Below are 26,250 nucleotides of genomic sequence, written 5' to 3'. Positions count from 1 at the left end.
TGTAACACATTAAAATTTGGCCCAGAAAGGGGAGTTTTATATGTCTAAAAAAAGATGTTGTGGAAATGTAGCTGTAGCACCTGTAGTAAGCCCAGTAGGAAATCTATGCACAAATCCGATTTGTGCGATAATATTATTAATTATACTTCAAAGAACATGTCTACTTGAAAACAAAAATGCTTTCTTATTAATATTGTTATTCCTAGGTTTTTGTTTCTGTAAAGGTGGATGTGGCGGAAATGCAGTGAAGAGCTGCGGATGCTAATTTAAAAATAAGGGGGAGCTTAAATGCTCTCCCATTTATAAATGAGGTGATAAACATGTCAAAACATCATAAGCGTGATAGAAATAATATGGATAATAATAACATGAATAATAATAATAATAATAATAATAATAATAATAATAATCAGAACAACAATGGTAATGATGGAAATGGTAATAACAATAATCAGAATAACAATGCTAATAATCAACTAGCACAAATGATTAATGGAAACGGTGCAAATCCTTTGGTGGGATTAATATCTAGCCTTCTTTCAGGAAATGGTACTGGTAATGGGACTAGTAATGGTGGAAATATGATTGAGAGTTTACTTTCTGGGTTAGGAGGTAACAATAATAACATGTTAGGTAATTTACTAGGTGGGTTAGGTGGGCAGGACGGTAACATTCTAGGTAATTTACTTGGTAGTTTAGGTGGTCAAGACAATATTTTAGGCAATCTTATGGATAGTTTAGGTGGTCAAAGTAATAATATGAAAGTAAACTCAAATAATGCTTCTAACTCGGGTAATGTAAAATCTACACCAAATGTTGCAAAGAATAATAAAACCAATAGTAGTAGTAACAATAAGGTTAATATAAACAATGATACTGAAAACAATGATATAGTAAGTTCAAATAAAAATGATCAAGACAATGTATTTACAAATATATTTTCAGGTATGGGAAATATAGATTTAAGTGAAATTTCAAATATGTTATCTGGAATAGATTTAAATAATTTAGATTTAAATAGTTCTGATTTTAATGATATGATGAGTTCCATATCAAATAATGATTCTTTTGTAAATGATGATTCTTTTGAGAATAACGACGTTGAATTTAAACATACAAGTCCTAAGGAAAGTACACATAGTATTTTAGAAGGCCTAGAAGATGAAGATAAGGGGCAACTTATATATATATTAGCTCATCTAGTAGATGAGCAAAAGCTTGGAATGCTAAATAGAATTGTAGAGGAAAATTCCAACTTAAGACATTAGAATTATATAGATAAAAATTAGTAAGAGCAACACATAAATTTAAAACTTATGTGTTACTTTTTTATTTAAAATGTTTATAAATTATCAATGTTGTCATCAGGTTGTTCATAATTTGCCATGGTACATTTGCCATCAAGAATTCCACCCTCGGAGATCATTAATTTTTTCACCGAAATATCACCTCGGACTTTGCCACAACTTTCTATAGTTAAGGTGTTTGTGCAAGAGACATTTCCATTTATTATTCCATTTATATATGCATTATTACAGGTAATATCGCCTTCTATTCTGCCTGTTTCACCTAATACTATATCATCTTCACAAATTATATTTCCATCAATAGAACCATCTATTTTAATAAGACCATTTCCATTCAAAGAACCAATTATAGAACATTGCTGGCCAATTAAAGTTTCAATTCTATTTACATCTTTTTCTTTATTATTAAACATATACGATTCCCCCAATTTATATTATATTTTAAATTACCTATATACATAATAGGTTTGTAGTAAACCATCTTTATATAAAAATATTTTAATTTATCATTTATAATGAATAAAACTAAGTAAAAAGGTTAATATTATAAATGTAATCGGAGTTTAAATCTCCATTTGCATAAAATTAAAACATTTTATGCGTAACCCCCATCCCCCCTTGGGACCGGTAATACGGTCCCTTTTGTAAGTTTATAAGTGATATTAATATTTTATACATAATGTAATAGTTTTATGTTTTTACTTGATATCTATAGAGCTAATTTTAAAAGAAGGATCTTTATTAGTATTTGGGATAAGCTTTAAAATTAATTCTATAGTATAGTTTCTTGTTTCTTTTAAATCGCTTACCTTAGGGTCTAATAGATCATTTGTATTAGTTCCTTTAAAATTTAATGTCCATAAAACATCGCTAGCATTACCATCCTTGTCCCAATTGAAATCTTTAAAAACACCATCTTGGAAAGTTAATTGTACTTTTTTGTTGGATAAATCACTTAAGAGTGAAATATCATTACCATTTAAATCAGATGTAAAAAGGTCTTTTGGTATAGTTAATTCAGAAACTGGAAAGGTTGCCATAAGATTTATGAAACCGAGTACTGTGGTTTTACCCATATAATTATCAACATAGTTGTAGTCAAAAGATTTTAAACTATCTTGAATAAAAATATAACTAATAAGATTTAATTTTCCATCTTTGATATTCCCAGATAACATTTTAGGTGTTTTATTATTTTTACTGTCTACAAAACCTAAAATATTGTTTGTGCTGCTAAATATATCTTCATATTTTTCACCAGTCCAAAGGAAAACATGCTGCACTGCTTTATTATTTACAGATGCTTGAGTAAATATTTCAGGTACGTTGTTTCTAGATATGTCCATTAATGTTAGTCTCATAGGCCACTGCAGATAATAATTGCCAACGGTGTTGATTTTTTTAGAAGGTTCTAAATAATAGGATTTGTCTCCAGAATTTATTTGAATAAAGTATTTATCAGCATCTGTTTTTATGTAGAGTATATCCTTAGTTCCATCACCTGTTAAATCAACTTGCATCATTTTTGCTTCATTTACGATATTAAATGTACTTATTGCACTTGTTTTGAAAAGAAATAAAAATGTAAGCGATATGGTAAAAATGATAATGCCTAAAACATAATAAATATATTTCTTTTTTAAAAATATTATCTGTATCTTCATTTATTCCACCCCCCCTTAAATTATATGTAACAACTGCATATTTAATTAATTTATATTTAATAAATCTTAAAAATTAACATTTAATAATATAATGAGGTGAACTTATGAGAAAATCAAATAAATTTTTAAGAAACATATGTATAGTTCTTTTAATTCTAATTACGGTGTTTAGTTTGTCATCTTGCAAATGGGGAAGTGATAAAAAGAGTGAAGATCAAAAAAAATTAAATATATTTCTAGATACGACAGATGAACATTCTTATAAAATAAATAAGTTTTTAATTGATGATTACAAAAAAAACAATCCAGATGTTGTAATAAAATTAAATGATATAATAGGTGATAAAAGTAACATTATGGATACAATTAATTTGGGTACAGAAATAGATGTGATGTTCACGAGTAGAAATGATTTTATTGAACTTAGTAAAAAGGGAGTTCTAAGTGATATGGATGGAACATATGAGGACAACAATATTAATAGTAGATATTTTAATATTATGAGTTCTTATGGAAGAATAGGTGATAAATATTATGGAATAGGGGTTGTACCATATTCTATTGAATTATTTTATAATAAAGCAAACTTAGAAAAGCTAAAAATAGCTAATCCTAATAATTTAAAAGAGTGGTTAAATGTGTTAAAGCAAATTAATGGTAAGGGATTGAAGACACCTGTCGTACTAAATGAAGATATAGATGCGAGTGGTATTTTGTTTTCATTAATAGCTAGCACAGGCATAAATACTCATGAGGTTGAGGAAAGTTATGATAGTGGTGAGCAAGGCTATAAGAAACTTAAAAATATGCAAGGAGTATTTGATGAATTTAACTTGCTTACTAAAAACAATGGAATTACAAAAGATTCTTTTGAGTTAGGTAATGAGCAAAGTGTTACTAATTTTAATACTGGTGATTCACCACTACTCATGTGTGCTTCATATTATAATCCTAAACTTAATGGAAATAATATAGGTGTAATTAAAGACTATGATAATAATTCAAAGTTTGGGGCAAATATGCCTATTATAATTAACTCTATATTAAGTATCCCTGTAAATGCAAAAAATAGGGATAGTGCAGATGGTTTTATTCAATATGTATATAGTGATGAAGCTCAAGCAAGACTTGTGCAAAAGGGAATTATAACTGGAAATAAAGTTGCAAATAATAAAATATTAGGTATTGGTAAATCAATGGTTCAACATATGTATAAGGCTAATGACAATAGCATACCTATATTATATAATTTACCTAAAAAGATAAAAACCAATGTACTTTTGACCTTGAAAAAGATCATAGATGGAAATTATAGTTCTAAAGAGTGGGAAGAGATATTAAAGGAAAGTTATAAATGATATTAATATACAAAAAAATATGTTTCAAAGGTACATTATTAAATAAAAAGAAGTATGAAATTAAATTTCATACTTCTTTTTATTTAATGATTTATTTTTTACAATTTTCACATAAACCATAAAAATAAAGTCTAGTTGCTATTACGTCGTAATTAGTATATTGTTTTACATCTTCAAGTACATTTGAAAAACTTATACCTTCTATGTCATCAACTTTACCACAATTCACGCATTGTATGTGAGGGTGAGGTAGCATATTACAATCATATCTAAAATTACCTTCACCAACATTAAGTTCTATAATCAGTTCAACGCTTATAAGAGTTTTTAATGCTTTATAAACTGTAGCCAAACTCATAGTAGGATATGTTGGTTGTAAAGCTTTGTAAATTATTTCAGCTGAAGGATGTTCTTTTGTAGATTGTAAATATTTGTAGACAGCAATGCGTTGGGGTGTAAGCTTTAATTTTTTCTCTTTAAAAACTGTTGTAATGTTCTCCATATACACCATCCTATAATATTATTATATAATATAGAACTTATTATATAATAAAAGCTATTACTTGTCAAAATTATTATTATATAAAAAAGTAATAAAAAGTAAAATTTTATTTTGTTTTTTATTCATTTATAGAATTAATTACATATATTAGTAATAGAGAGAGAGGGGGAACTAATACTTTGAAAAAAACATATGTACTAGATACCAATGTTATTTTATATTCACCGAGTGCGATATTGTCCTTTGGCGATAATGATGTAATAATACCAGAAGTAGTATTAGAAGAACTAGATAGTTTTAAGAAAGATAAAAGTGATTTAGGAGCTAATGCTAGATATTCAGCAAGGCTTATTGACGAACTCAGAAAACAGGGGAAATTAAACGAGGGCATTGATTTAGAAAGTGGAGGAATATTACGGGTTGAAATGAATCAATATGATACCGAAATTCCGGCTTCTTGGAGTAAAGAAAAAGCTGATAATAGAATATTGCAAGTATGTAAAGGTATTAAGGAGCAAGGTGAAGATGTTTGGCTCATAACCAAGGATATATTTCTACGTATAAAGGCGGATGCTGCGGATATTAATGTAGAAGATTATTATGAAAAATTTGTGCCAGAGTATGACAATCAGTATACAGGGAGGATAGAGGTATTTGTGTCTCCAGAAAAGCTTCAGGAGTTTTTTAGTAAAAAAAGTATAGAGGCTACTGTATTGCTTGAATATAATGAGGAGTTAGAAGAGTATACTACTCCATTTTTATACACAAATCAATTTTTAATAATGCATTCAATGGAAAATCCAAAACAAACTGCATTAGCAAGGTATGATGGAAGAAATGTAGTGCCGCTTTATTATAAAGACAGTAAACCGTTAGGAGTTATACCAAGAAATGTTGGGCAGAGATTTATGTTAGAATCTTTAAGTATTGATTCAGTAAAAGCACCACTTGTAATTATTAAAGGTCCAGCTGGAACTGCTAAAACACTATTTTCATTAGCGGTAGGCCTTCAAAAGATATTACAAGAAAGTGGCGAACACCACCATGGTGGTGAACAACTCCTTGGTAGTGAAGAGTACAGAAGAATTTTAATTTGCAGGCCCAATGTTACTATGGATGAAGAAATAGGTTTTTTGCCTGGTACAGAGCAAGAAAAGATTTCGCCATTTATGAGGCCAATATTTGATAATTTAGAAATACTTGTGGAATCTGATGAAAAAGAGCGTTATAAGAATGAAAAACAATTATCAGATAAGATAAAAGACTTGTTCGATAGGAGAATTATAACTACTGAAGCGGTTGCTTACCTTAGAGGAAGATCAATAGTGAAAAATTGGGTAATAATAGATGAGGCCCAAAACTTATCACCAAAACAAGTAAAAGCAATAATAACTAGGGCTGGAGAGGGAACCAAATTGATCCTTATAGGTGATCCAGAACAAATAGATCATCCTTTTCTAGATAAAAGATCAAATGGATTATGTTATGCATCCGAAAAAATGAAGGGCAGTGACTTATGTTATCAGGTGACTTTAAAATATGATGAATGTGAGAGATCTCCTCTAGCATTTGAAGGATCAAAAAAATTATAATAAGGGGATTTATAGAAGAGAGTATAAAAATTTATACTTTCTTTTGTATAGAAGAGAGTATAAATTTTTATATTTTCTTTTGTGTAGAAGAGAGCATAAAAATTTATACTCTTTTTTTTATACTCGATTTTGTATAGAGGAGAGTATAAATTTTTATACTCTCTTTTGTATTAAATTATCATATATTAGTTTAATTTACAAAAATAACATAAAAATGTTGTATTAAATTATATGATTATACTGTACAATATAAAAGTACATAATAAAGAAAAGGATGGGAAGTATGAGAAAAATAAAAAAACGGAGAAAAACCAAAAAGCGTACAAGTACACTTGTTTTGTTATTTGTAATATTCGAATTGATTTTCACAACAATTACTGGCCCATTTATGCTTTATTATGGTCCCTTTAAAAATGTGAAGAGTACAGTGGTAGGTGCGGCAATGACTACTTATTCATTACAATGGCTTGCAACAACATTTTTATCTAAAGAAGCAATAGCAAAAATTATGAGCGATCAAACAGTGGATACTTTAGTTCAAAATAATTTAGATGGTGTAAAGGTAGAAAATAAAAATGATGATAGTATAGAAAGATATGATGTAACAGGAAATAAATTTAAAGGTTACATATTAATAATTAATGACCCAACTAGATTAAAAGTAGGGTATAGTAGTATGCTTCGTAAGGAAGGGCAGATAACTAGCGATATTGCAAAGGATAACAATGCAATTGCGGCAATCAATGGTGGTGGATTTAAAGATGAGGATAATGGATCGAAATGGACAGGAACAGGAGCAAATCCAACTGGAATTATAATGGCCAATGGAAAAACTGCTTTTAATGATATAACTGATGTAGATAAAAAAACAGAGGTTGTAGCAATGACTAGTTCAGGAAAATTATTAGTTGGTCCTCATAGCCTTTCTGAGATGAAAACAGCTGGAGTAACTGATGCAGTATCTTTTGGACCAGCACTTATAGTTAATGGACAAAAAACTATTACTAAAGGTGATGGTGGTTGGGGTATTGCACCTAGAACATGTGTAGCGCAAAGAAAAGATGGAGCGATAATATTTTTAGTAATTGACGGTAGACAGGCAAAAAGTTTAGGAGCTACTTTAAGGGAAGCACAAGATGTATTATATGATTATGGTGCTGTTAACGCTACTAACTTAGATGGAGGTTCTTCTTCTACATTATTTTATGATGATGAAATAATTAATAGCCCATCAGATAGTTTGGGAGAAAGGTCAGTACCTTCAATTATGTATATAGAGAGTAGAAAATAAGTATAAAATTTAAGTATAGGATATTTTGAAGTTAAAGGAGAAAAAATATGAGTTGGACGAAAAGAATAAGCATATGGATAGTAGTATCTTTATCTTTGCAATGTTTAGGTCTCTTTTACATTGATCATTATTTTTTAGCTACTGATTCAAAGGCAGTTTCCAAAAAAGTTGTCGAAGATATAAGTGCAAAAGTCAAAGATGTTGATATTAATATACCAGCAAATGCAAAAAATATATTAGCATCTTATGATGCCAAATATATATCTTATTACGATGATGAAAAATTGGTAATTGTTAATTGTTCGACTGGGAAAACTAAAAACATAAAGTCGGAAGATGGATGTAACGTTTCTTTTGCTACATGGGTTCCAGGTAGAAATAGAATGGTTTTCGTAGAAAAAGAAAGTGATGATGAATCTAGTGATTTAATATTATATTCTTATGATGTAGTAAAAGGTGAAAAAGTAAAAACAATAAAATTAGATTGGGGTGGTACTAACCCTAAAGTAGAAGATATTCAAACATCTACTTTAACAGGACTTATTTACGTGAAGGTATCAAACAATGCTAATAAAAGCAGCATTTATAGAATTGATAGAAACCCAGATATGTCAAAAATAGATACAATACCTAAACTCGTGGGTAATATCGCATTGATTCGCCATGAAGATAAATTGGTCTATGAAGGCTCGGTGTATAATAAAATATATGTTACCGGTAAAAGCAATGCTATAAGTGTGGGTGATGTTGATAATCTTACTTTAATTGGGGCTGCTGATGATGATAATATCTATCTTGCACAATTAAAAGATAATTTGATAAGCAAAGTTTATTATGGTAAAACGTCACAAGATACTAGTACATGGAAAACCATTAATTTACAAACACCTTGCGCTAAAGAAAATTTACTTCTATCAACTGGCGGTAAAATATATCAGAATGATCCACTAAAAGGTGTCATAAAAGATATAAGTTCTGGAACTCAAACTAGCTATAAAGGTAAATTTGTGCAATTGTATAATAAGGGAGTAGTATCTCTTGTAAATAACAAAATATCTTTTGTGCTTTTCAAGTAATAAGTGGATCCAGACTATGCCTTTGGCATAGTCTTTTGTTTACTAAGAAATTTGAAATTAAAAGTTTATACTAGATATTTAGTGAGTTTAATAAAAAATGAATGTGAGGGGGAGTAAATTTGGATACACAGCAAATATTGTATAAAATTTTAATGATACCAGCAATTTTAATAGCATTTACATTCCATGAGTATGCACATGCTATTGTAGCGGATAGGTTAGGCGATAAAACTCCTAGATTTCAAGGAAGACTTACACTAAATCCAATTGCTCATATAGATCCAATAGGATTTATTCTGATTATATTAACGGGATTTGGATGGGCGAAACCCGTTGAAACAAATCCTAGTTCTTATAAAAATTATTATAGGGATGATTTAAAAATTTCATTTGCTGGTCCATTTGCAAATTTGATTATAGGGTTTGTATTTGCAATTTTAACGGTGCTATTCTGGAAATTCTCACCTATTCACGGTACGGTACTTACCATTATTATAGAAATATTAAAGATTACAGTATCTATAAATTGTATGTTGTTTTTTCTTAATTTAGTTCCAGTGCCAGGATTCGATGGATATCATATAATTAGGGATTTGTTTCCAAAGTTTTTTTACAATATGTCAGATACATTTACTAGATATCAATTTTTGATATTTTTGGTTTTAATATTACCTATATTACCTGGTAATCAATCAGTTTTCACTTATATAGTGCAAGTGCCAGCTAATTGGGTATATAATATTTTTATGAACATCGCGTTAATGCTTCAATAAGAAAGTAAAGTTAAAAATTGTTATTATTATAAATGTAAGGAGAAAATATATGCGCTTAAGAAAAAAATATTGGGCTAGGCCGGAACTAGAAGCCAGCCATATTGTAAGAACAGATCAATATGATCATAAAGGAAATTGGAGTGAAGAATTTAAAAATGAAAATGAAATACATCTAGAGCTTGGATGTGGTAAGGGCAGTTTTATTGCAGAAAAATCTAGGCAAAATGATAACATTAATTTTGTAGGCATAGATTTAAAAGATGAGGTACTAGTGTTTGCACTTAGAAAAGTTATAGAAGCTCGCGGGGTTAAGGCAGAGCAAAATATAAATGTACGTCTTATGCCTTTAAACATTATGTTTATTGATGATGTATTTGCAAAAGATGAGATAAGTAGAATTTATATAAATTTCTGTAACCCTTGGCCAAAAGAACGACATAATAAAAGAAGATTAACTCACACTAAATTCTTAACAAATTACAAGAAATTTTTAAAAGTTGGATCTGAAGTTTGGTTCAAAACAGATGATACAGACTTGTTTGAAGACTCTGTAGAATATTTTAAACAATGTGGTTTTGAAATATTATTTTTAACATATGATCTTCATAAGAGCGGTTTTGAAGAAAATGTAATTACGGAATATGAAGCTAAATTTGCAAGTATAGGTAAGAAAGCTATGTTTTTAAGGGCTAAATTAATTAAAGAAAATTAGTAAGTTTAATAAAAGATAAATAAAGTTATTAACAAAGTTGTCCACATTAGTTCCATAAAATTATGGATTAATGTGGACAATTTACGTAGTTGATTTCTTGTATTAATAATGATATTATTGTATTGTAAGTATTCATATTAAATTGTTATTAAAATTAAATAATAAAATATAGGTTTAATTAAAATTGATTAATTAAAAGGGAATCAGGTTAAAATCCTGAACTATCTCGTAGCTGTAATAGATGAATTTAAGTACAATATGTCACTCGGAAACGGGGAAGGCGTACTTAAATAATGATTCTTGAGTCAGAATATCTGCCTATGTTTTGCACCATAAACTCTACGAGTGATAGGGAGGGCTTTGTAATAGAAATTTGTTTGCTGATTTATATGGTTAAACATAATTTTAAATCGTTTCCTTTTAACGCTCCAGTTAAAGGGCTTTTTTTATTTTGAAAAAATTACAAGAAAAAATAAATCAGATAAAATAATATGGGGGGCGCTTTTATGTTAAAGAAATACCAAGTTACACTCGGAGTTTTAATGATGTTGCTGTTTATACCGAGGAATGTATTCGCAATGCACATAATGGAAGGATTTTTACCGCCGAAATGGTGTATAACTTGGGGTGCAATATGTATACCGTTTATTGTTGTTGGTTACTTTTCTATAAAGGAAAAAATAAGGATAGATCCAAAACTTAAGATGTTAATTGCAATGGTAGGAGCATTTGCATTTGTTCTATCAGCACTTAAAATACCATCAGTTACAGGAAGTTGTTCGCATCCAACAGGGGTTGGCCTTGGTGCAATTTTATTTGGACCTACAGTAATGAGTGTACTTGGCTTAATAGTTTTGATTTTTCAAGCCTTACTCCTTGCACATGGAGGACTCACAACTCTTGGAGCTAATACTTTTTCTATGGCTGTAGTTGGACCAATAGTATCTTACGGCGTATACAAACTTTTAAAGAAATTAAATGTTTCAACATCAATATCTATATTTTCTGCCGCAATGCTTGGTGATTTAATGACATATGTTACAACTTCTTTTCAACTTGCAGTGGCATTTCCAGATGAAATAGGAGGGTTTGTGGCATCGCTTATAAAATTTATGAGTATATTTGCAGTAACACAACTTCCGCTTGCAATAAGTGAAGGGATATTAACAGTTATAGTATTTAATCTTTTAACTAAATATAATAAGGAAGAACTTAAAGAATTAAATGTTTTATCAGAGGAGGAATAGTAAAGATGAGTATCGATAAAAAAAGTAAGAATAATAGTATGCTTAAAAAAAATTTGATACTTGCTGTACTTGTTGTTGCTATTGCTGTTATTCCCCTATTATTTCTAAAACATGCGGCTTTCACTGGTTCAGATGATTTGGCCAAAAATGAGATAACAAAAATTGCTGCAAATTATAAACCTTGGTTCTCATCAATCTGGACACCGCCAAGCGCTGAAATAGAGAGTCTTATATTTTCACTACAGGCAGCTATCGGATCTGGAGTTGTATGTTTTTTCTTTGGGTATGCAAAAGGAAAAGCAAAAGCAAGGGCAGAGATAGAAGTGAAAGAGAAAACAATTGAAGGTGAGAAAAATTGATTTCTATAGACAAGTTAGCATATATTTCGAAACTTAAAAATGTTAATCCTATGGAAAAATTTATTTTTTCAATGGCTACGATAATTGTATGTATATCACTTAATAACATAGCTGACTCTATAATAATATTATTACTTATGAGTTTTATAACGGTTTTTAAGGGAAAATTACCATTAAAAAATTATATTGAGTTAATGTCCATACCATTAGTTTTTTTGATAATGGGTGTTATAACAATAGCAATAAATGTAGCAACAAGTAGTAAAGGCTTAATATTTAGTTTTAGTATTTTTAATGTTACATTAGGATGTACTTATGATAGCCTAATAACTGCAGCAAGATTATTTTTTAAGTCACTAGCAGCAGTTTCTTGTTTATATTTTTTAACACTAACAACGCCAGTTTTTGAAGTTTTATCAGTGCTTAGAAAACTTAAAGTACCTAAATTATTTGTTGAATTAATGGGTCTTATATATAGATTTATTTTTGTATTATTAGATACTGCTAATATGATTTATATATCTCAAAGTTCAAGGCTTGGATATTCAACATTTAGAAGAGGGTTCAATTCATTAGGAAATTTAGTTATTTCATTGTTTTTAAGTGCGTACAAAAGGTCACAAGATATTTATATGGCTATGGAATCAAGATGTTATGATGGAGATATAAATTTATTGGAAAATCATTATGTGACTTCATACAAAAATATATCCCTAATTATATTAGTAGAGGTGTTTTTAATAATTGTAAGTTTTAGTAAAAACATTATATTTTCGTAAAGAGTTTAATTATAAAAAAATCATTTGAAGATATTTCAAGGTTGTAAAATTTAAGCCCCCAGGGAGATTATATAATGAGTCAATATATATTGGAGACAAGAAATTTAAGTTATAAGTATCAAGATGGAACTAAAGCATTAAACAATATAAATATAAAAATAGAAAAAGGTAAAAAGATATCATTTGTTGGGGTTAATGGTTCAGGTAAATCAACTGTTTTCTTGAATTTTAATGGTATTTTAAAACCAACTAAAGGTAATGTAATATATAAAGGAAATGAAGTAAAGTATAATCAAAAGTCATTATTAGAATTAAGAAAAAATATAGGTATAGTGTTTCAGGACCCTGAGAATCAATTATTTTCTGCAAGTGTATATCAAGAAGTTTCATTTGGTGCTATGAACTTAAAGCTAAACGAGACAGAAGTAAGGCGTAGGGTGGATGCTGCACTTATGGATGTGGGCATGTATGATTATAAAGATAAAGCAGTACATTTTTTAAGTTATGGACAGAAAAAAAGAGTGGCAATTGCAGATATACTTGTTATGAACCCAGAAATAATAGTATTCGATGAGCCTACTTCAAGTCTTGACCCTAAGCATTCAAAACAAATTGTGAAAATATTTGATGATTTAAACAAAAAAGGAATAACTGTTATATTATCAACTCATGATGTGGAGCTTGCTTATGCGTGGTCAGATTATATTATAGTACTTAAAGATGGCGAAATAGCTAAGGAAGGTACACCTTATGAAATTTTTTCGGATGATAAACTAATTCATGAGTGTTACCTTGAAAAGCCATTTATCCTTGAAGTTTTTGAGCAGCTTAGGAGCAGTGGAAAAATAGATTCAGAGGCAGCAATACCTAGAAATAAAAAAGAGCTTTTTGAAATAATAAATCATGGGAATATAATCAACAATGATTAAAAAATGAATGGTCTACATTGTTGATTAATAATGGGATTTTTAAAGTTAAAGGTTTACAATCATATTTATTGACATAACTAAGCTAATGTTATAAACTTATTTTGTAGAAATATATAAATTTCAGAATCAAAGTGACTATTCTGTTGGAAATATTAGTAAAAATTAAATAGATTTTTTAGGTGCCTTTTATTGATTAACTACTTTAGTAGATGAGCTACACTAGTAGATGATTGATAGGGTGAAAAGGGAATGTGGTGTAAGTCCACAGCAGCCCCCGCTACTGTAATTGACAGCAAACTTTATAATTGCCTAGTGTATTAAAAAGGTAAGTAATAGGGGAGTGATTATCAAGAGCCAGGAGACCTGCCTAAATTAGCAATATTAAGCTTTCGGCGGGAAAGAACTTGTAGGTTTTAAGTTAGTGCAATAAAAAATTGCATATAACAGCAGGTGTGATAGCTTGCTGTTTTTTATTTTTAAAAATGGAAATAAGAATCAAAGACAAACAAGAGGGAAGGGAGAAAAAGTAATGGCTAAAATAATGGTTCAAGGAACAGCTTCATCTGTTGGGAAAAGCATATTAGTTACGGCGTTATGTAGAATTTTAAAACAAGATGGGTTTTCTGTATGTCCTTTCAAGTCACAAAACATGTCATTAAATTCTTATATTACATTGGATGGAAAAGAAATGGGACGTGCACAGGTGCTTCAAGCATATGCAGCAGGTCTTGAGCCGGAAGTATTTATGAATCCAATACTTCTAAAACCTACCTCGGATAAAAAGTGTCAAATTATAGTTAATGGAAAGGTTTATGGAAATAGTACAGCTATGGAGTATCATAATATGAAACTAAAATTCAAAGATATGTTAAAATCACAGTTTGAAGAATTAGAAAAGAAGTTTGATATTATAGTAATGGAGGGAGCAGGTAGTCCTGCAGAAATCAATTTAAGGGAAAGAGATATAGTGAATATGGGAATGGCAGAACTTATAGATGCCCCTGTAATACTTGCTGGAGATATAGATAAAGGTGGTGTGTTTGCATCACTTGCAGGAACTATGCTTTTACTAAAGGCAGATGAGAAAAAAAGAGTTAAAGCTACTATTATAAATAAATTTAGAGGAGATTTAGAAATTTTAAAGCCAGGACTTACAATGCTTGAGGATATTATACATATTCCTTGCGCAGGGGTAGTTCCACACTTTAGATTAGACCTTGAAGATGAGGATGGCGCAGTAGAATTTAACAAGAAAATTACTGCACCTATTGACATTGCAGTAATAAAACTTCCGCATATATCAAATTTTACAGATTTAGATGCATTGAAGGCAGAGGAAGATGTATCAGTTAGATTTATTACAACTAAAGCGGAACTCGGAAATCCAGACTTACTTATAATCCCTGGAACAAAGAATACTATTGATGATTTAATTACCATAAGGGATTCAGGACTTATGGACGCTATAAAACAATACAGTGGCAAAGGAACAATATTAGGCATTTGTGGAGGATACCAAATGCTAGGTAATAGTTTAAGTGACCCAAGTGGTGTAGAGGGAAGTTTTGATAAAGTAGAAGGAATGAAGCTTTTAGATATAGATACATTATTTGAAGATGAGAAAATAACTACAAGAGTAAAGGCTCGTAGCATTAACATGAAAACTAGTAATGTTAAGACATATGGTTATGAAATACATATGGGTAAATGTAGTTATGGGGAAAAGGCAAAACCTCTATTTGAAATATATGATAGAAACGGTGACGATACTTCCGTGCAAGGTAACCACAATTTATCCTTTGATGGAGCAATTAACGAAGGCGGAAATGTTATGGGTACGTATATTCATGGGGTATTTGATGGAACTGAATTTAGAGAGTTTATTATTAATGGCTTAAGAGTTAAAAAATCTATAAAACCTAAAAAATCTAAGACTTATGAGAGCCTAAGAGAAAAAGAAATAGACAAGCTTGCAGATATAGTAAGAAACAATATAGATATGAATATGATTTATAAGATCATAGGGATAGAAAAAAGAGACAAGTCTTTTAAGGCGGGGACGGTTAACAACTAATTAGTGTTTAGTGTTTCTAAAAGGCGGGGACGGTTAACAACTAATTAGTGTTTAGTTCTTCTAAAAGGCGGGGACGGTTAACAACTAATTAGTGTTTAGTGTTTCTAAAAGGTGGGGACGGTTAACAACTAATTAGTGTTTAGTGTTTCTAAAAGGTGGGGACGGTTAACAACAAATTAGTGTTTAGTGTTTCTAAAAGGTGGGGACGGTTAATAACTAATTAGTATTCAGTGTTTCTAAAAGGCGGGGACAGTTAAGAACTAATAGTAGGAAAAATAAGATAGTGAGGAATTATAATGGAAATGTTGTTTCAAATGAATATAATGGATTTAATAGCAGCAATTTTGTTAGATTTATTAATTGGAGATCCGTATTGGTTTAAACATCCGGTGATTTATATAGGCAAACTTATTAGGGTCTTAGATAAATTAGGTAGAAAGTTATGTAAAACTAATAAGCAAATTAAAATATTTGGAGGAGTAATTGTAGTTATAGTAGCATTTTCTAGTTTTTTAGTTCCATTTATAATTTTAAGAATATCCAAAGAGTTCTTTTGGGTATATAATATTCTTAATATCATTTTGCTTTGGACAACAATAGCAACAAGATGCCTCCACACGGAGGGTATTAAGGTTTATGATGCTTTGGTTAAAAATGATATTGATGACGCTAGAGTTAAATTATCGTATATTGTAGGAAGAGATACTAAAGACCTTAGCGTGGATGAAATAGTTAGAGCAGATGTGGAGACCATTGCGGAGAATACGGCGGATGGTGTTATAGCTCCCATATTGTATGCAATACTAGGGGGAGCGCCACTAGCTATGATGTATAAGGGTATAAATACTATGGACTCAATGCTTGGATATATGAATGAAAAATATAAGTATATTGGATTCTTTCCAGCAAAAACAGATGATGTATTTAATTATGTGCCTGCAAGATTAACTGGATTTTTAATCTGTCTTGCAGCTCCAATTGTTAGGGGAAATATTTTAGATAGTATAAAAGTCATGATAAGGGATAGAAAAAATCATAAAAGCCCTAATTGTGCTTATCCTGAAGGTGCAGTGGCAGGAGCTATGAGGGTTCAATTAGGTGGAACAAACGTATATTTTGGAGAGAAAATGTATAAACCAACTATAGGAAATAGAATAAAAGATTTAGGTAGGGAACATATTGTGGATACAATAAAATTAATGTATGGATCATTGTTTTATATAACATTAATATGTGTAATATACGAAATATGTGCCAATATATATAAATAATAAATATGAAGAATTATCAATAGTTAAGTATTTTTGGAGATGATATAGTGATACAACTTATAGGGGTAAAGCATGATGTTAAAATAGAAATTAGAGAAAAACTTTCAATTATACCAAAACGTCAAGAAAGGTCCCTTGCGGCTCTTGTTAATATTTGCGATGAGGCGGTTATTTTAAGTACTTGTAATCGGATAGAAATATATTTTAAGTCAAAAGATGAAGATATTGTTAAGAAAATATTTAATGTACTAAATTGGGATGAGACTTTAATAAAGTGTGTATTTAATTATAAGGAAGAAAAAGCAGTACAGCACTTAATGGAGGTAGTTTGTGGATTTGATTCACTATTACTTGGGGAAGACCAAATACTAGGTCAAGTTAGGGATGCGTATGAAGTGGCGAAAGACTCTGGGGCGACTAAAAAGGAATTTCAGAGGCTTTTCGAAAATGCTATTGCTTGTGGCAAGAATTTTAGAACTAAATCTAAAACAGGTGAAATACCAGTTTCCTCGTCATCAATGGTAGTTAAAAAGGCAATAGATATGGGATACAAAAATTTTATGATATTAGGTTATGGTACGGTTGGACAATTAACTACAAAATATATACTAGCAGAAAAAATAGATTCACTATATATTGCGGTTAGGGATGCTCAAAAGGTTGATATAGAGGACCCACGAGTGAAAATAATACCTTTTAATGATATACAAAAAAATTATGAAAAGGTAGATTGTGTTATATCTTGTACCACAGCTCCTCATACGGTGGTTCGTTTGAATGAGTTGCCAAGTAAGCACTTATTATTGTTTGATTTAGCTGTGCCAAGGGACATTGAGGAAATAGTAAGTGGAAATCCTTTATATGAAGTTTATGATATAGATAAGATAAGGGATATTCATGATGCAAATTTTAAAATACGTAAGGATTCAATGAAAAATAATAGATATATTGTGGATAAAGCCATAAGGGAATTTGTAGAGTGGAAAACTATAGAAGAGTTGTCTCCTTTTATTAAAATGATAAAACATAATGGTGAGGATATATATAAGGAAAGACTTGCAACCTTTAAGCATAAAAAAGAGACAAAAGATAATGAAAAATTAGCAGAGATTTTATTAAAGAGCACTTCAAACGCCTTTGTAAATAAGGCTATACAGGTTTTAAAGGAGGAACATTTGAAGGGGAGGTCTAAGGAATGCGTGGATATAATAAGCAGGATTTTTCAGCAATAAATTATACCATGATTTCACTCTTATCTAGTAAGGTTAACATACTTATTGTTGGTGGGGGAGAGGCTGCTTTTATAAAATGTGGAACGTTTTCAAAGGAAGGCTGTAATATTACAGTAGTTTCAAAGGAATTTAACAAAAAGTTTTATAAGTTAAAAGATGTTTCTAATATAAAATTAATAAAAGATGAGTATAAAGAGTCTTATGTTGATATTAATCATATTGTAATTATTGCAACAAATAATAATATTATAAATGAATCTATAAAAAATTATTGTGATGAGAAGTGTAAGTTATATTTAAACTGTGAAGATTTCACGCAGGGGTTAGTAGTTAAACCAGTTCAAAGGGATACTTCTAATATGAAGTTTGCATTACATACTAAAGGTGGTAGTCCAAAAACATCACTTTTTATGTCAAAAATTATAGAAGATAAAATTTATGAGTATTCGAATTTTATAGATTATACTTGTAGTATTAGAAATATAGTTAAGATGCGGTCAGAAAAAAAAGAAATCATGAATTTTGTATGTAGTGAGGATTTCTTTTTTTTCTATACTAAGGATGTCCAGAATATTATCTTAGAAATGTTTTATGAAATTGGATCGGTATCTACCCCAGGGGTGATGTCGGAAGGTAAGGATTTGAGGAGGGCAAGATTTTGAAAATTAATATAGGAACTAGAAGAAGTGAACTTGCACAAGTTCAAGCAAATACAATTATGGCTATGATTAAAGAAAAGTTCGATATTGATTCAGAGAAGGTGCTAATTGAAACAAAGGGAGATAAAATTCTAAATGTTACTTTGGATAAAATAGGCGGTAAAGGACTTTTTGTAAAGGAAATAGAGTTTGCAATGATAGAGCAAAAAGCTGATATGGCAGTACATAGCATGAAAGATGTTCCATATGATGTTCCAAAAGAGTTTGAAATAGTCGCAATCCCAGTGAGGGAAGATGTTAGAGATGCATTTGTTGCATTTGATAACATCAGCTTCTATGATTTACATGAGGGTGCAAGAATAGGTACCAGCAGTATAAGACGGGGTACACAAATTAAAATTTTAAGACCAGATATAGAAATTGTCCCTATAAGGGGTAATGTACAGACTAGAATAGCAAAGATAAAAAAGGAAAATCTAGATGGAATAATACTGGCAGCGGCAGGTCTAAAAAGGCTAGGCATGGAAAATATAATTACTAATTATTTTAGCATAGATGAGATAGTACCAGCAATAGCTCAAGGCGCACTAGGAATAGAAATGGTTAAAAATCATCCACAAATAAATATGATTAAAAAATTAGATTGTTATGATGCTAGAATATGTGTAGATGCTGAGCGAAGTTTTATGGCAACGCTTAATGGAGATTGTCACGATTGTATAGGAGCATATGCTTATCTTGATAATGACCTTATGCATATGACTGGAGTATATAGAGTAAATGGAAAAATAGTTAAAAAACAATTATCGGGAGATAAAAATGATTATATAAAATTAGGAGATGATTTAGCTAAGAAGATACTTGAAAACAAATAGGCTTATGAAAAAATAAGGAGTGGATACAATGGGAAAGGTTTATTTAATGGGAGTAGGCCCAGGAGATGAGGAGTTAATAACTCTTAAAGCTATAAGAATGCTTGGAAAATGTACAGCGGTTATGTATGATAGGCTTGCGAGTACTAGTATACTTAAATATCTAAAAGCAGATTGCTTAATATATTATTGTGGAAAAGAGCCAGGGTGTCATTATAAAACTCAGGATGAAATAAATGATATGTTAGTAACTCTTGCTAAAGAAGGCAACATTGTTGGAAGGATTAAGGGCGGAGATCCATTTGTATTTGGAAGGGGTGGAGAGGAAGCCTTAGCTCTTCTTAGCGAAAATATTGAATTCGAAGTTATACCAGGAATAACCTCGCCAATAGCAGTACTAAGTTATGCTGGAATACCTATAACTCATAGAGGAATAGCTCAAAGTTTTCATGTATTCACTGCTATGAGTGCGGAAAAACTAGAGATTGATTGGAAGGCAGTTGCAAGCCTTGGTGGAACTTTAGTGTTTATGATGGGATTTAAAAACTTAGAAAAGATAGCACAAAATCTTATATTTAATGGAAAAAATAAAAGTACACCTTGCGCAGTAATAATGAGAGGAACTACATCGAAGCAAAAAAAGGTAGTAGGAACTTTAATAGATATTATAGGCAAGGTTCAAGAAGCAGAAATATCTTCTCCTTGTATTATTGTAGTAGGAGAAGTAATCCAGTTTAATGATCAATTTAATTGGTATGAGAAGAAACCGCTATTTGGTAAGAATATTTGTATAACTAGGTCAAAAGCTCAAGCAAAAGAATTAAGGGAAGAATTGATAGATTTAGGAGCAGAGGTGTTTGAAATAAATTCTATTGAATTTAAAGATACTTCAATTAACTTAGAAAAATGCAAGGGGAGGCTTACGGGTTATGATTTCATAACATTAACAAGTGTAAATGGAGTTAATTACTTTTTTGATTACTTAAGAGATATCAAATTTGATGTTAGAAAACTTAAAGCTAAAGTTGCAGCAATAGGACCAGCTACTGCGAAGGCTATTGAAAACAGAGGCATTATACCAGATATTGTGGCAGATCATTTTGTTGCTGAGAGTTTGTTTGATAAAATGAGGGGTTATGTAAAAGAATATGACAAGGTGTTAGTACCTAGGTCAAAAGATGCAAGGCCTTATTTAGTTGAAGCATTAAGAAATATCGGATGCATTGTTGAGGAAGTTTTCACTTATGAAACTATTTGTGGTAAATTAAAATCTGATAATGGAATTGAAGATGTAGATGTAATAGTCTTTACTTCACCATCAACAGTTAAAAATATGATTAAGATGGTAGGAATTGAAACTATACAATCTAAAAAAGCAATTGCTATAGGACCAATAACTGCAAAAGCACTAATAGACGTAGGAGTGAACCCAACTATATGTGATGTTTATAGCGTAGAAGGTGTTATAAATAAACTTTTAGAAATGTAATAATGATTTAATAGTAGAGAAAATGATTATTAATAACAATTTTGTGATTATTTAATAACAATTTTGTGATTACTTAATAATAAATTGTGGATAACATTAAAATATATTTAACTAGGAGTGGATAACTTTGTTCAAAAGAAATAGAAGATTAAGAGAAACAAAATATATAAGAGATTTGGTACGTGAAACAGTATTAACTCCATCAGATTTTATATTTCCTATATTTGTAGTAGAAGGTGAAAATATTAAAGAAGAGATATCTTCAATGCCAGGGAATTATCATTTTTCTTTAGATAGGCTTCATGAGATTATTGAAGAGGTTATCAAGGTAGGAGTACGTGGAGTAATTTTATTCGGATTACCGGATCATAAAGATGAAGTAGGCTGCGGTGCTTACGATAAAAATGGCATAATTCAAAGAGGAGTTAAAAAAGTTCGCGAAATATCAAAAGATTTAGTTATAATAACTGATGTATGTATGTGTGAATATACAAGTCATGGACATTGTGGAATACTAGAGGGAACGAAAGTTGATAATGATAAGAGTCTAAAATATATAGCAGAAATAGCATTATCTCATGCTCGATCTGGAGCTGATATGGTAGCGCCATCTGATATGATGGATGGACATGTTGCTGCAATAAGAGAACTTTTAGATAGTAATGGATATAAAGATGTATTAATAATGGCTTATAGTGCAAAATACTCCTCAGCGTTTTATGGCCCCTTTAGAGAAGCCGCTAATTCAACGCCACAATTTGGAGATAGAAAAGCTTATCAAATGGATCCAGCAAATATAAGAGAAGCCATGAGAGAAATAGATGCTGACGTTGAAGAGGGCGCAGATATTATAATGGTTAAACCAGCATTATCATATTTAGATGTAGTGAGATGGTCGAGAGATAGACATGATGTTCCAGTAGCCGCTTATAGTGTTAGTGGAGAATTTGCAATGGTAAAAGCTGCTGCAAAGATGGGCTTTATTGATGAAAAAGCTATAGCTATGGAAATGCATTTATCTATGAAAAGAGCAGGAGCAGATATGATAATTACTTATTATGCAATTGATTTATGTAAGTGGCTTAAAGAGTAATTGTGAACTTGAGGTTTACAATTTATTATAGATAATTGAGTCCTAAATATCTATTGAGGGGAAAGAATTAAAATCAAATATTTAGAAAAGAGGAAATTACTATGAGAAATTTAGATATATTTAATGAATCAAAGAAGTATATGCCTGGTGGTGTTAATAGTCCAGTAAGAGCATATAAAGATGTAGCTGTAACTCCTCCGATTATTAAAAAAGGTAAAGGGGCTTACATTTATGATGAAGATGGTAATAAATACATAGATTTCGTATGTGCTTGGGGTCCTATGATACTTGGGCATTGTGATGATGATGTAGTAAAAGCTATACAAAATACTGCAGCCCAGGCGATTGCTTTTGGTGCATCTACAGAGATAGAATTAAAACTTGCAAAACATATTTGTTCAACTGTAGACAGCGTAGAGATGATTCGAATGGTTAATTCAGGTACAGAAGCTACTATGAGTGCAGTAAAACTTGCAAGAGGTTATACAAAAAAGAATAAAATGATTAAATTTGCAGGATGTTATCACGGACATGCTGGTGGATTTTTAGTCGAAGCAGGTTCAGGAGTGCTTACTGAGGGAATACCAGGTTCTGCAGGGGTTCCTAAAGAAAGTATTGTAAATACATTAATAGCAAATTACAATGATATAGAAAGTGTAAAAGTTTTGTTTGAGAAATATGGTGATGATATTGCTTGCGTAATTATTGAACCAGTAGCAGGTAATATGGGAGTTATTCCAGCAGAGAAAGAGTTTTTATTAGAACTTAGAAAAATATGTGATAAATATAAGAGTCTACTTATTTTTGACGAAGTAATGAGTGGATTTAGGGTAGCATATAAAGGGGCACAAAGCATATATGGAATACAACCTGATTTAATTACTTATGCAAAAATCATGGGAGGCGGACTTCCTTGTGGTGCTTATGGTGGTAAAAAAGAAATAATGGAGATGTTATCACCTATGGGACCAGTTTATCAAGCTGGTACAATGTCTGGAAATCCAGTTGTAATGGCAGCAGGTTATGCAAGCTTAACTAAGCTTTATAACAATCCAAGTGTTTATGAAAACATGGAAAAGCTATCACAAAAACTTCAAAAGGGATTACTAGAAATTGCAAAAGAAAAAGGGATACCTATGGTAGTCAATAGATGTGGTTCAATGATTACAGCTTTCTTTACAAAGAAGAGTGAAGTTAAGAATTTTGAGGATGCTAAAACTTGTGATGCAAAATTATTTGCAAGATATTTTGAACATATGATAAAAAGTGGGATAAATATTGCACCTTCTCAATTTGAAGCAATATTCTTATGCACTAAACATATGGATAAGGATATTGAATCATTCTTAGAGGCATTTAGGAGTTTTGAATTATAAGAAGTTAAGAATAACCTTATTTGCTGTTTCATTTTTTCTAAAAAAGTGCTCAAGTGATTAATTTTAAATCACTTGAGCACTTTTTTAATAAACATAGGTTATTTAATATTACAGCGACCCAGGAGATGATTTAATTATTGATTTCTCCAAAAGTTATAAATATATGCTTATTAAGTTGAATACTCTATTAAGAGAAAACAAATTGTGATATAAAAATAATCTCATATACCATATGCAAAATTATTATAAAAGGAGTGGTTTTATGCGAATATCTGGATTTTTGGCTGTTTTACAACAGCTTAATTCTATGGTAGAAGATCCCACTGGAATCAGTGGTTTTGCTAGCGAATGTATAAGGATTATTGCAGTCGTAACGTTTTTATTTACATTCTTACAATGTTTTTTAGGGTATAAGCTGTTTAAGTTTTGGGTTACTGTTTGTGGCTTTTTTACATTTGGAATAATGGGTGGAGTAGTTGTTAATACTAGCTCGGGCAATGCAGGTATGGCGATGTTAATTGTTATACTATCTGCTTTGCTAGGCGCATTTATAACATTTAAATTGTATAAAGTAGGTATTTTTATACTCTGTGGGGTTATGGGATTTTTATTAGGCTATGTAATTACACAGGCGGTTACATTAGGAATTATTATGGCATTGGTTTTAGGGGTATTAAGTGTTTTTTTTGTAAGACCAGTAATAATTGTTTCCACAAGTTTATCAGGTGGATTAATTGCGGGAATAAGTTTAGCTAAAATATTAGACATAAGCAGTTTTGCAACTAGTATAATTATAGGTGTTTTGTTTGCTATATTTGGAATGATATTGCAATTTGCAACAAATAAGAAAATTAGTATTGTAAATGAAGATAACTCACAAAATAACACGCTAATTGTTTCATCAATAAAGGACTCATCAATGAAATCAAGTAGCAATTTTTTTGAAAAGGTAAAAAATAAAATTGAAATAGAAAATTTAATTGTTATGGAAAAAACAAATGGACTAACCTTGAATGAAGTATCAGTGAATCTTGAGGGAGCATTATATTCCATTAAAATTCTAAAATATATAATGCCATTTGTTGAATATATTTTATACTTTGCATGCTTCATAGTAATTATATATCCTTTATTCATGGCGAGTGGACTAAGAGATGGTAATATTTCATTATTACTATTTATAGGCATCTTATGTTTTGCAAGAAAAAAATATAATGCCATTGCTATAGCTTTTTCATTTGTTACAATCTCGAAATTAGTAATGATACCTTCTTCTGCAGATAATTTACCTATTGTATTAATTGATACAGTAATTACAGGATTCATTTCATTTATAGCATTGAAATATTTTTTTAAATCAGAAAGTGTCGTTAGTTTTAAAAATAGGGTGGTAGAGTTGTTTAACAAACAAAGAAAAAAACCACATCAAGAAAACAACGTTAAAGAAATTACGTATTGTTGGAACTGCGGTGAAGTGAACAATATAACTGATAATTTTTGTAGAAACTGTGGTGGAAGATTATCTAGGCAAATAAAGCAAGTTACGGATAAAGAGGCTGGGGAAGCGGCGGTTGTAAAACATAGTGAAAAGTAAAAAATTAATTTCCGTATAAACTAAAAGAAGATTTCTGAAATATATGCTTCTGTTGTATAATAGAAATATATATTGTAGTGGAATAAATCAGGAGGTCCAAAAATATGAGGTTTATTAAAGACGATGAATTTATACGGGGCAATTGCCCAATGACAAAGGAAGAAGTAAGAATATTAAGTGTAGTAAAGCTAGAACTTGAAGATAATTATAGAGTTATAGATATTGGCGCTGGAACAGGATCTGTAAGTATTCAGATAGCGCAGATCTGTAAAAATGGTAAAGTTATAGCTATAGAAAAAGATAATGAGGCGTTAGAGGTTTTAAAACAAAATAAAGAAAAGTTTAAGACAAGTAACTTAGAAATAATAAATGACCAGGCTATGGAGATAGAGTCAAACATAATAGGAGAATTTGACGCTATATTTGTAGGCGGAAGTGGTGGAAATATAGCTGACATTATTGAAAAGTATGGAGATAAACTTAAAAAAGGCAAAAATATTGTTTTAAACTTTATAACTATAAATAATGTATACAAGGCTATGGAAGCTTTAAAAGGGTTAAAATATGAAGTAGAATGTGTACAAATTCAAGTAAGTAAAACAAAAGGAAAGAGTTATATGTTAATGGCTAATAATCCTATATTTGTGGTAACTGGGAAAAAAATATAGGGTATTCCTATGACTTTCGTTTTTGTGAATCCAAATAAGAGTTTGAAACATGAAATTCCATTGAGAAATTCTAATCTCTTGCAAATAGAAAATTCTCTTTCGCTCACATTCGGCTTTCAGCCGGTTCGCTAGACTGCTTGTAGCAGTCTCACGAGAATTTTATATTTGCAAGAGAAGAATTTTAAATAGAATTTCAATTGTTTCTGCTCTTCTTATTTTGAGTCACTGACCGAGAAAGTCATATTAGTATGTAGCATCGTAATAATAACCTAAGAGTGATAATACATAAAAAAATAATAAACTAAATTGTGAAAAAGTGAAACTATTTATAGT

General features: G+C 30.4%; 25 protein-coding genes and 2 riboswitches. Of the genes, 22 read left to right on the top strand and 3 right to left on the bottom strand.

Annotated features, from left to right (window positions below; all coding sequences use genetic code 11):
- The first annotated feature begins 40 nt into the window (after window positions 1–40).
- Both KPL44_RS00490 and KPL44_RS00485 read left to right on the top strand, forming a co-directional pair.
- Window positions 41–265 carry a hypothetical protein gene (locus tag KPL44_RS00490; RefSeq protein WP_216246444.1) on the top strand — a complete coding sequence of 75 codons (225 nt, stop codon included), beginning with the start codon at window positions 41–43 and terminating at the stop codon, window positions 263–265.
- A gap of 55 nt (window positions 266–320) precedes the next feature.
- Window positions 321–1,268: a hypothetical protein gene (locus KPL44_RS00485; RefSeq protein ID WP_216246441.1), complete on the top strand. Its 948-nt coding sequence runs from the start codon at window positions 321–323 to the stop codon at window positions 1,266–1,268.
- A 74-nt stretch (window positions 1,269–1,342) separates the two neighbouring features.
- On the opposite strand, the gene KPL44_RS00480 is transcribed toward KPL44_RS00485, so the two are convergent.
- Window positions 1,343–1,720 (bottom strand): bactofilin family protein, encoded by a 378-nt coding sequence (locus tag KPL44_RS00480; protein WP_216246440.1) that lies wholly within the window; start codon window positions 1,718–1,720, stop codon window positions 1,343–1,345.
- A 285-nt stretch (window positions 1,721–2,005) separates the two neighbouring features.
- The gene (locus tag KPL44_RS00475) at window positions 2,006–2,971 is read right to left on the bottom strand and encodes a VCBS repeat-containing protein (protein ID WP_216246438.1); all 966 of its coding nucleotides are present in this window, start codon (window positions 2,969–2,971) and stop codon (window positions 2,006–2,008) included.
- Window positions 2,972–3,075: 104 nt separating this feature from the next.
- On the opposite strand from KPL44_RS00475, the gene KPL44_RS00470 reads away from it, so the two are divergent.
- Window positions 3,076–4,329 (top strand): ABC transporter substrate-binding protein, encoded by a 1,254-nt coding sequence (locus tag KPL44_RS00470; protein ID WP_216246436.1) that lies wholly within the window; start codon window positions 3,076–3,078, stop codon window positions 4,327–4,329.
- A 91-nt stretch (window positions 4,330–4,420) separates the two neighbouring features.
- On the opposite strand, the gene KPL44_RS00465 is transcribed toward KPL44_RS00470, so the two are convergent.
- Window positions 4,421–4,831: a Fur family transcriptional regulator gene (locus KPL44_RS00465; protein WP_216246434.1), complete on the bottom strand. Its 411-nt coding sequence runs from the start codon at window positions 4,829–4,831 to the stop codon at window positions 4,421–4,423.
- Window positions 4,832–5,010: 179 nt separating this feature from the next.
- On the opposite strand from KPL44_RS00465, the gene KPL44_RS00460 reads away from it, so the two are divergent.
- The 19 genes from KPL44_RS00460 (at window position 5,011) to cbiT (ending at window position 25,917) form a co-directional block, all read left to right on the top strand.
- Entirely contained in the window at window positions 5,011–6,423 is a 1,413-nt protein-coding gene (locus KPL44_RS00460; RefSeq protein WP_216246432.1) for a PhoH family protein, read from the top strand.
- A gap of 283 nt (window positions 6,424–6,706) precedes the next feature.
- Entirely contained in the window at window positions 6,707–7,714 is a 1,008-nt protein-coding gene (locus KPL44_RS00455; protein WP_216246429.1) for a phosphodiester glycosidase family protein, read from the top strand.
- A 47-nt stretch (window positions 7,715–7,761) separates the two neighbouring features.
- The gene (locus KPL44_RS00450) at window positions 7,762–8,790 is read left to right on the top strand and encodes a hypothetical protein (protein ID WP_216246427.1); all 1,029 of its coding nucleotides are present in this window, start codon (window positions 7,762–7,764) and stop codon (window positions 8,788–8,790) included.
- A 152-nt stretch (window positions 8,791–8,942) separates the two neighbouring features.
- Window positions 8,943–9,563 carry a site-2 protease family protein gene (locus KPL44_RS00445; protein ID WP_216247091.1) on the top strand — a complete coding sequence of 207 codons (621 nt, stop codon included), beginning with the start codon at window positions 8,943–8,945 and terminating at the stop codon, window positions 9,561–9,563.
- Window positions 9,564–9,612: 49 nt separating this feature from the next.
- Entirely contained in the window at window positions 9,613–10,275 is a 663-nt protein-coding gene (trmB, locus tag KPL44_RS00440) for a tRNA (guanosine(46)-N7)-methyltransferase TrmB (RefSeq protein ID WP_216246425.1), read from the top strand.
- 153 nt (window positions 10,276–10,428) lie between these two features.
- A riboswitch (cobalamin riboswitch) is annotated at window positions 10,429–10,611 on the top strand.
- Between the two features lie 170 nt (window positions 10,612–10,781).
- Entirely contained in the window at window positions 10,782–11,522 is a 741-nt protein-coding gene (locus tag KPL44_RS00435; protein WP_216246423.1) for an energy-coupling factor ABC transporter permease, read from the top strand.
- A 5-nt stretch (window positions 11,523–11,527) separates the two neighbouring features.
- Window positions 11,528–11,881, top strand: coding sequence for an energy-coupling factor ABC transporter substrate-binding protein (locus KPL44_RS00430; RefSeq protein ID WP_216246420.1), 354 nt, complete (start codon window positions 11,528–11,530; stop codon window positions 11,879–11,881).
- On the top strand, window positions 11,878–12,660 hold the full coding sequence (gene cbiQ / locus KPL44_RS00425) for a cobalt ECF transporter T component CbiQ (protein WP_216246418.1): 783 nt from the start codon (window positions 11,878–11,880) through the stop codon (window positions 12,658–12,660). The genes KPL44_RS00430 and cbiQ overlap by 4 nt, the downstream gene beginning before the upstream one ends.
- A 74-nt stretch (window positions 12,661–12,734) precedes the next feature.
- Window positions 12,735–13,589: an energy-coupling factor ABC transporter ATP-binding protein gene (locus KPL44_RS00420; protein ID WP_216246416.1), complete on the top strand. Its 855-nt coding sequence runs from the start codon at window positions 12,735–12,737 to the stop codon at window positions 13,587–13,589.
- A 160-nt stretch (window positions 13,590–13,749) separates the two neighbouring features.
- Window positions 13,750–13,974, top strand: a riboswitch (cobalamin riboswitch).
- 144 nt (window positions 13,975–14,118) lie between these two features.
- On the top strand, window positions 14,119–15,663 hold the full coding sequence (locus tag KPL44_RS00415) for a cobyric acid synthase (RefSeq protein WP_216246414.1): 1,545 nt from the start codon (window positions 14,119–14,121) through the stop codon (window positions 15,661–15,663).
- A gap of 320 nt (window positions 15,664–15,983) precedes the next feature.
- Complete coding sequence (cbiB, locus tag KPL44_RS00410) at window positions 15,984–16,934, top strand: adenosylcobinamide-phosphate synthase CbiB (RefSeq protein ID WP_216247090.1); 951 nt, start codon at window positions 15,984–15,986, stop codon at window positions 16,932–16,934.
- A gap of 47 nt (window positions 16,935–16,981) precedes the next feature.
- Complete coding sequence (gene hemA, locus KPL44_RS00405; RefSeq protein WP_216246410.1) at window positions 16,982–18,166, top strand: glutamyl-tRNA reductase; 1,185 nt, start codon at window positions 16,982–16,984, stop codon at window positions 18,164–18,166.
- Window positions 18,130–18,828: an NAD(P)-dependent oxidoreductase gene (locus KPL44_RS00400; protein ID WP_216246408.1), complete on the top strand. Its 699-nt coding sequence runs from the start codon at window positions 18,130–18,132 to the stop codon at window positions 18,826–18,828. The genes hemA and KPL44_RS00400 overlap by 37 nt, the downstream gene beginning before the upstream one ends.
- A complete protein-coding gene (gene hemC, locus KPL44_RS00395) occupies window positions 18,825–19,700 on the top strand; it encodes a hydroxymethylbilane synthase (RefSeq protein WP_216104111.1) in 876 nt (291 codons plus the stop codon). Before KPL44_RS00400 ends, hemC begins: the two co-directional genes overlap by 4 nt.
- A gap of 28 nt (window positions 19,701–19,728) precedes the next feature.
- A complete protein-coding gene (gene cobA / locus KPL44_RS00390; RefSeq protein WP_216246405.1) occupies window positions 19,729–21,186 on the top strand; it encodes a uroporphyrinogen-III C-methyltransferase in 1,458 nt (485 codons plus the stop codon).
- A gap of 127 nt (window positions 21,187–21,313) precedes the next feature.
- Complete coding sequence (hemB, locus tag KPL44_RS00385; protein ID WP_216246403.1) at window positions 21,314–22,279, top strand: porphobilinogen synthase; 966 nt, start codon at window positions 21,314–21,316, stop codon at window positions 22,277–22,279.
- 101 nt (window positions 22,280–22,380) lie between these two features.
- On the top strand, window positions 22,381–23,655 hold the full coding sequence (gene hemL / locus KPL44_RS00380) for a glutamate-1-semialdehyde 2,1-aminomutase (protein WP_216246401.1): 1,275 nt from the start codon (window positions 22,381–22,383) through the stop codon (window positions 23,653–23,655).
- Window positions 23,656–23,917: 262 nt separating this feature from the next.
- Window positions 23,918–25,249, top strand: a complete 1,332-nt coding sequence (locus KPL44_RS00375) for a TM7S3/TM198-like domain-containing protein (RefSeq protein WP_216246399.1) — start codon at window positions 23,918–23,920, stop codon at window positions 25,247–25,249.
- Window positions 25,250–25,353: 104 nt separating this feature from the next.
- The gene (gene cbiT, locus KPL44_RS00370) at window positions 25,354–25,917 is read left to right on the top strand and encodes a precorrin-6Y C5,15-methyltransferase (decarboxylating) subunit CbiT (RefSeq protein WP_216246397.1); all 564 of its coding nucleotides are present in this window, start codon (window positions 25,354–25,356) and stop codon (window positions 25,915–25,917) included.
- Window positions 25,918–26,250: the final 333 nt, after the last annotated feature.

The sequence above is a fragment of the Clostridium sp. DSM 17811 genome (assembly GCF_018861905.1).
GTDB classification, from domain to species: Bacteria; Bacillota; Clostridia; order Clostridiales; family Clostridiaceae; genus Clostridium_AD; species Clostridium_AD frigoriphilum.
Note: the sequence above shows the minus strand (reverse complement) of the source record. Positions and strands in the feature narration are given on the sequence as shown.

Coding starts and splice junctions, on each gene's coding strand:
- KPL44_RS00435 (WP_216246423.1), top strand. CDS start 10,782: ATGTTAAAGAAATACCAAGTTACACTCGGAGTTTTAATGATGTTGCTG.
- KPL44_RS00465 (WP_216246434.1), bottom strand. CDS start 4,831: ATGGAGAACATTACAACAGTTTTTAAAGAGAAAAAATTAAAGCTTACA.
- hemL (WP_216246401.1), top strand. CDS start 22,381: ATGAGAAATTTAGATATATTTAATGAATCAAAGAAGTATATGCCTGGT.
- KPL44_RS00470 (WP_216246436.1), top strand. CDS start 3,076: ATGAGAAAATCAAATAAATTTTTAAGAAACATATGTATAGTTCTTTTA.
- KPL44_RS00455 (WP_216246429.1), top strand. CDS start 6,707: ATGAGAAAAATAAAAAAACGGAGAAAAACCAAAAAGCGTACAAGTACA.
- KPL44_RS00430 (WP_216246420.1), top strand. CDS start 11,528: ATGAGTATCGATAAAAAAAGTAAGAATAATAGTATGCTTAAAAAAAAT.
- KPL44_RS00375 (WP_216246399.1), top strand. CDS start 23,918: ATGCGAATATCTGGATTTTTGGCTGTTTTACAACAGCTTAATTCTATG.
- cobA (WP_216246405.1), top strand. CDS start 19,729: ATGGGAAAGGTTTATTTAATGGGAGTAGGCCCAGGAGATGAGGAGTTA.
- trmB (WP_216246425.1), top strand. CDS start 9,613: ATGCGCTTAAGAAAAAAATATTGGGCTAGGCCGGAACTAGAAGCCAGC.
- KPL44_RS00400 (WP_216246408.1), top strand. CDS start 18,130: ATGCGTGGATATAATAAGCAGGATTTTTCAGCAATAAATTATACCATG.
- cbiT (WP_216246397.1), top strand. CDS start 25,354: ATGAGGTTTATTAAAGACGATGAATTTATACGGGGCAATTGCCCAATG.
- KPL44_RS00485 (WP_216246441.1), top strand. CDS start 321: ATGTCAAAACATCATAAGCGTGATAGAAATAATATGGATAATAATAAC.
- KPL44_RS00445 (WP_216247091.1), top strand. CDS start 8,943: ATGATACCAGCAATTTTAATAGCATTTACATTCCATGAGTATGCACAT.
- KPL44_RS00450 (WP_216246427.1), top strand. CDS start 7,762: ATGAGTTGGACGAAAAGAATAAGCATATGGATAGTAGTATCTTTATCT.
- KPL44_RS00415 (WP_216246414.1), top strand. CDS start 14,119: ATGGCTAAAATAATGGTTCAAGGAACAGCTTCATCTGTTGGGAAAAGC.
- KPL44_RS00475 (WP_216246438.1), bottom strand. CDS start 2,971: ATGAAGATACAGATAATATTTTTAAAAAAGAAATATATTTATTATGTT.
- KPL44_RS00490 (WP_216246444.1), top strand. CDS start 41: ATGTCTAAAAAAAGATGTTGTGGAAATGTAGCTGTAGCACCTGTAGTA.
- KPL44_RS00420 (WP_216246416.1), top strand. CDS start 12,735: ATGAGTCAATATATATTGGAGACAAGAAATTTAAGTTATAAGTATCAA.
- KPL44_RS00480 (WP_216246440.1), bottom strand. CDS start 1,720: ATGTTTAATAATAAAGAAAAAGATGTAAATAGAATTGAAACTTTAATT.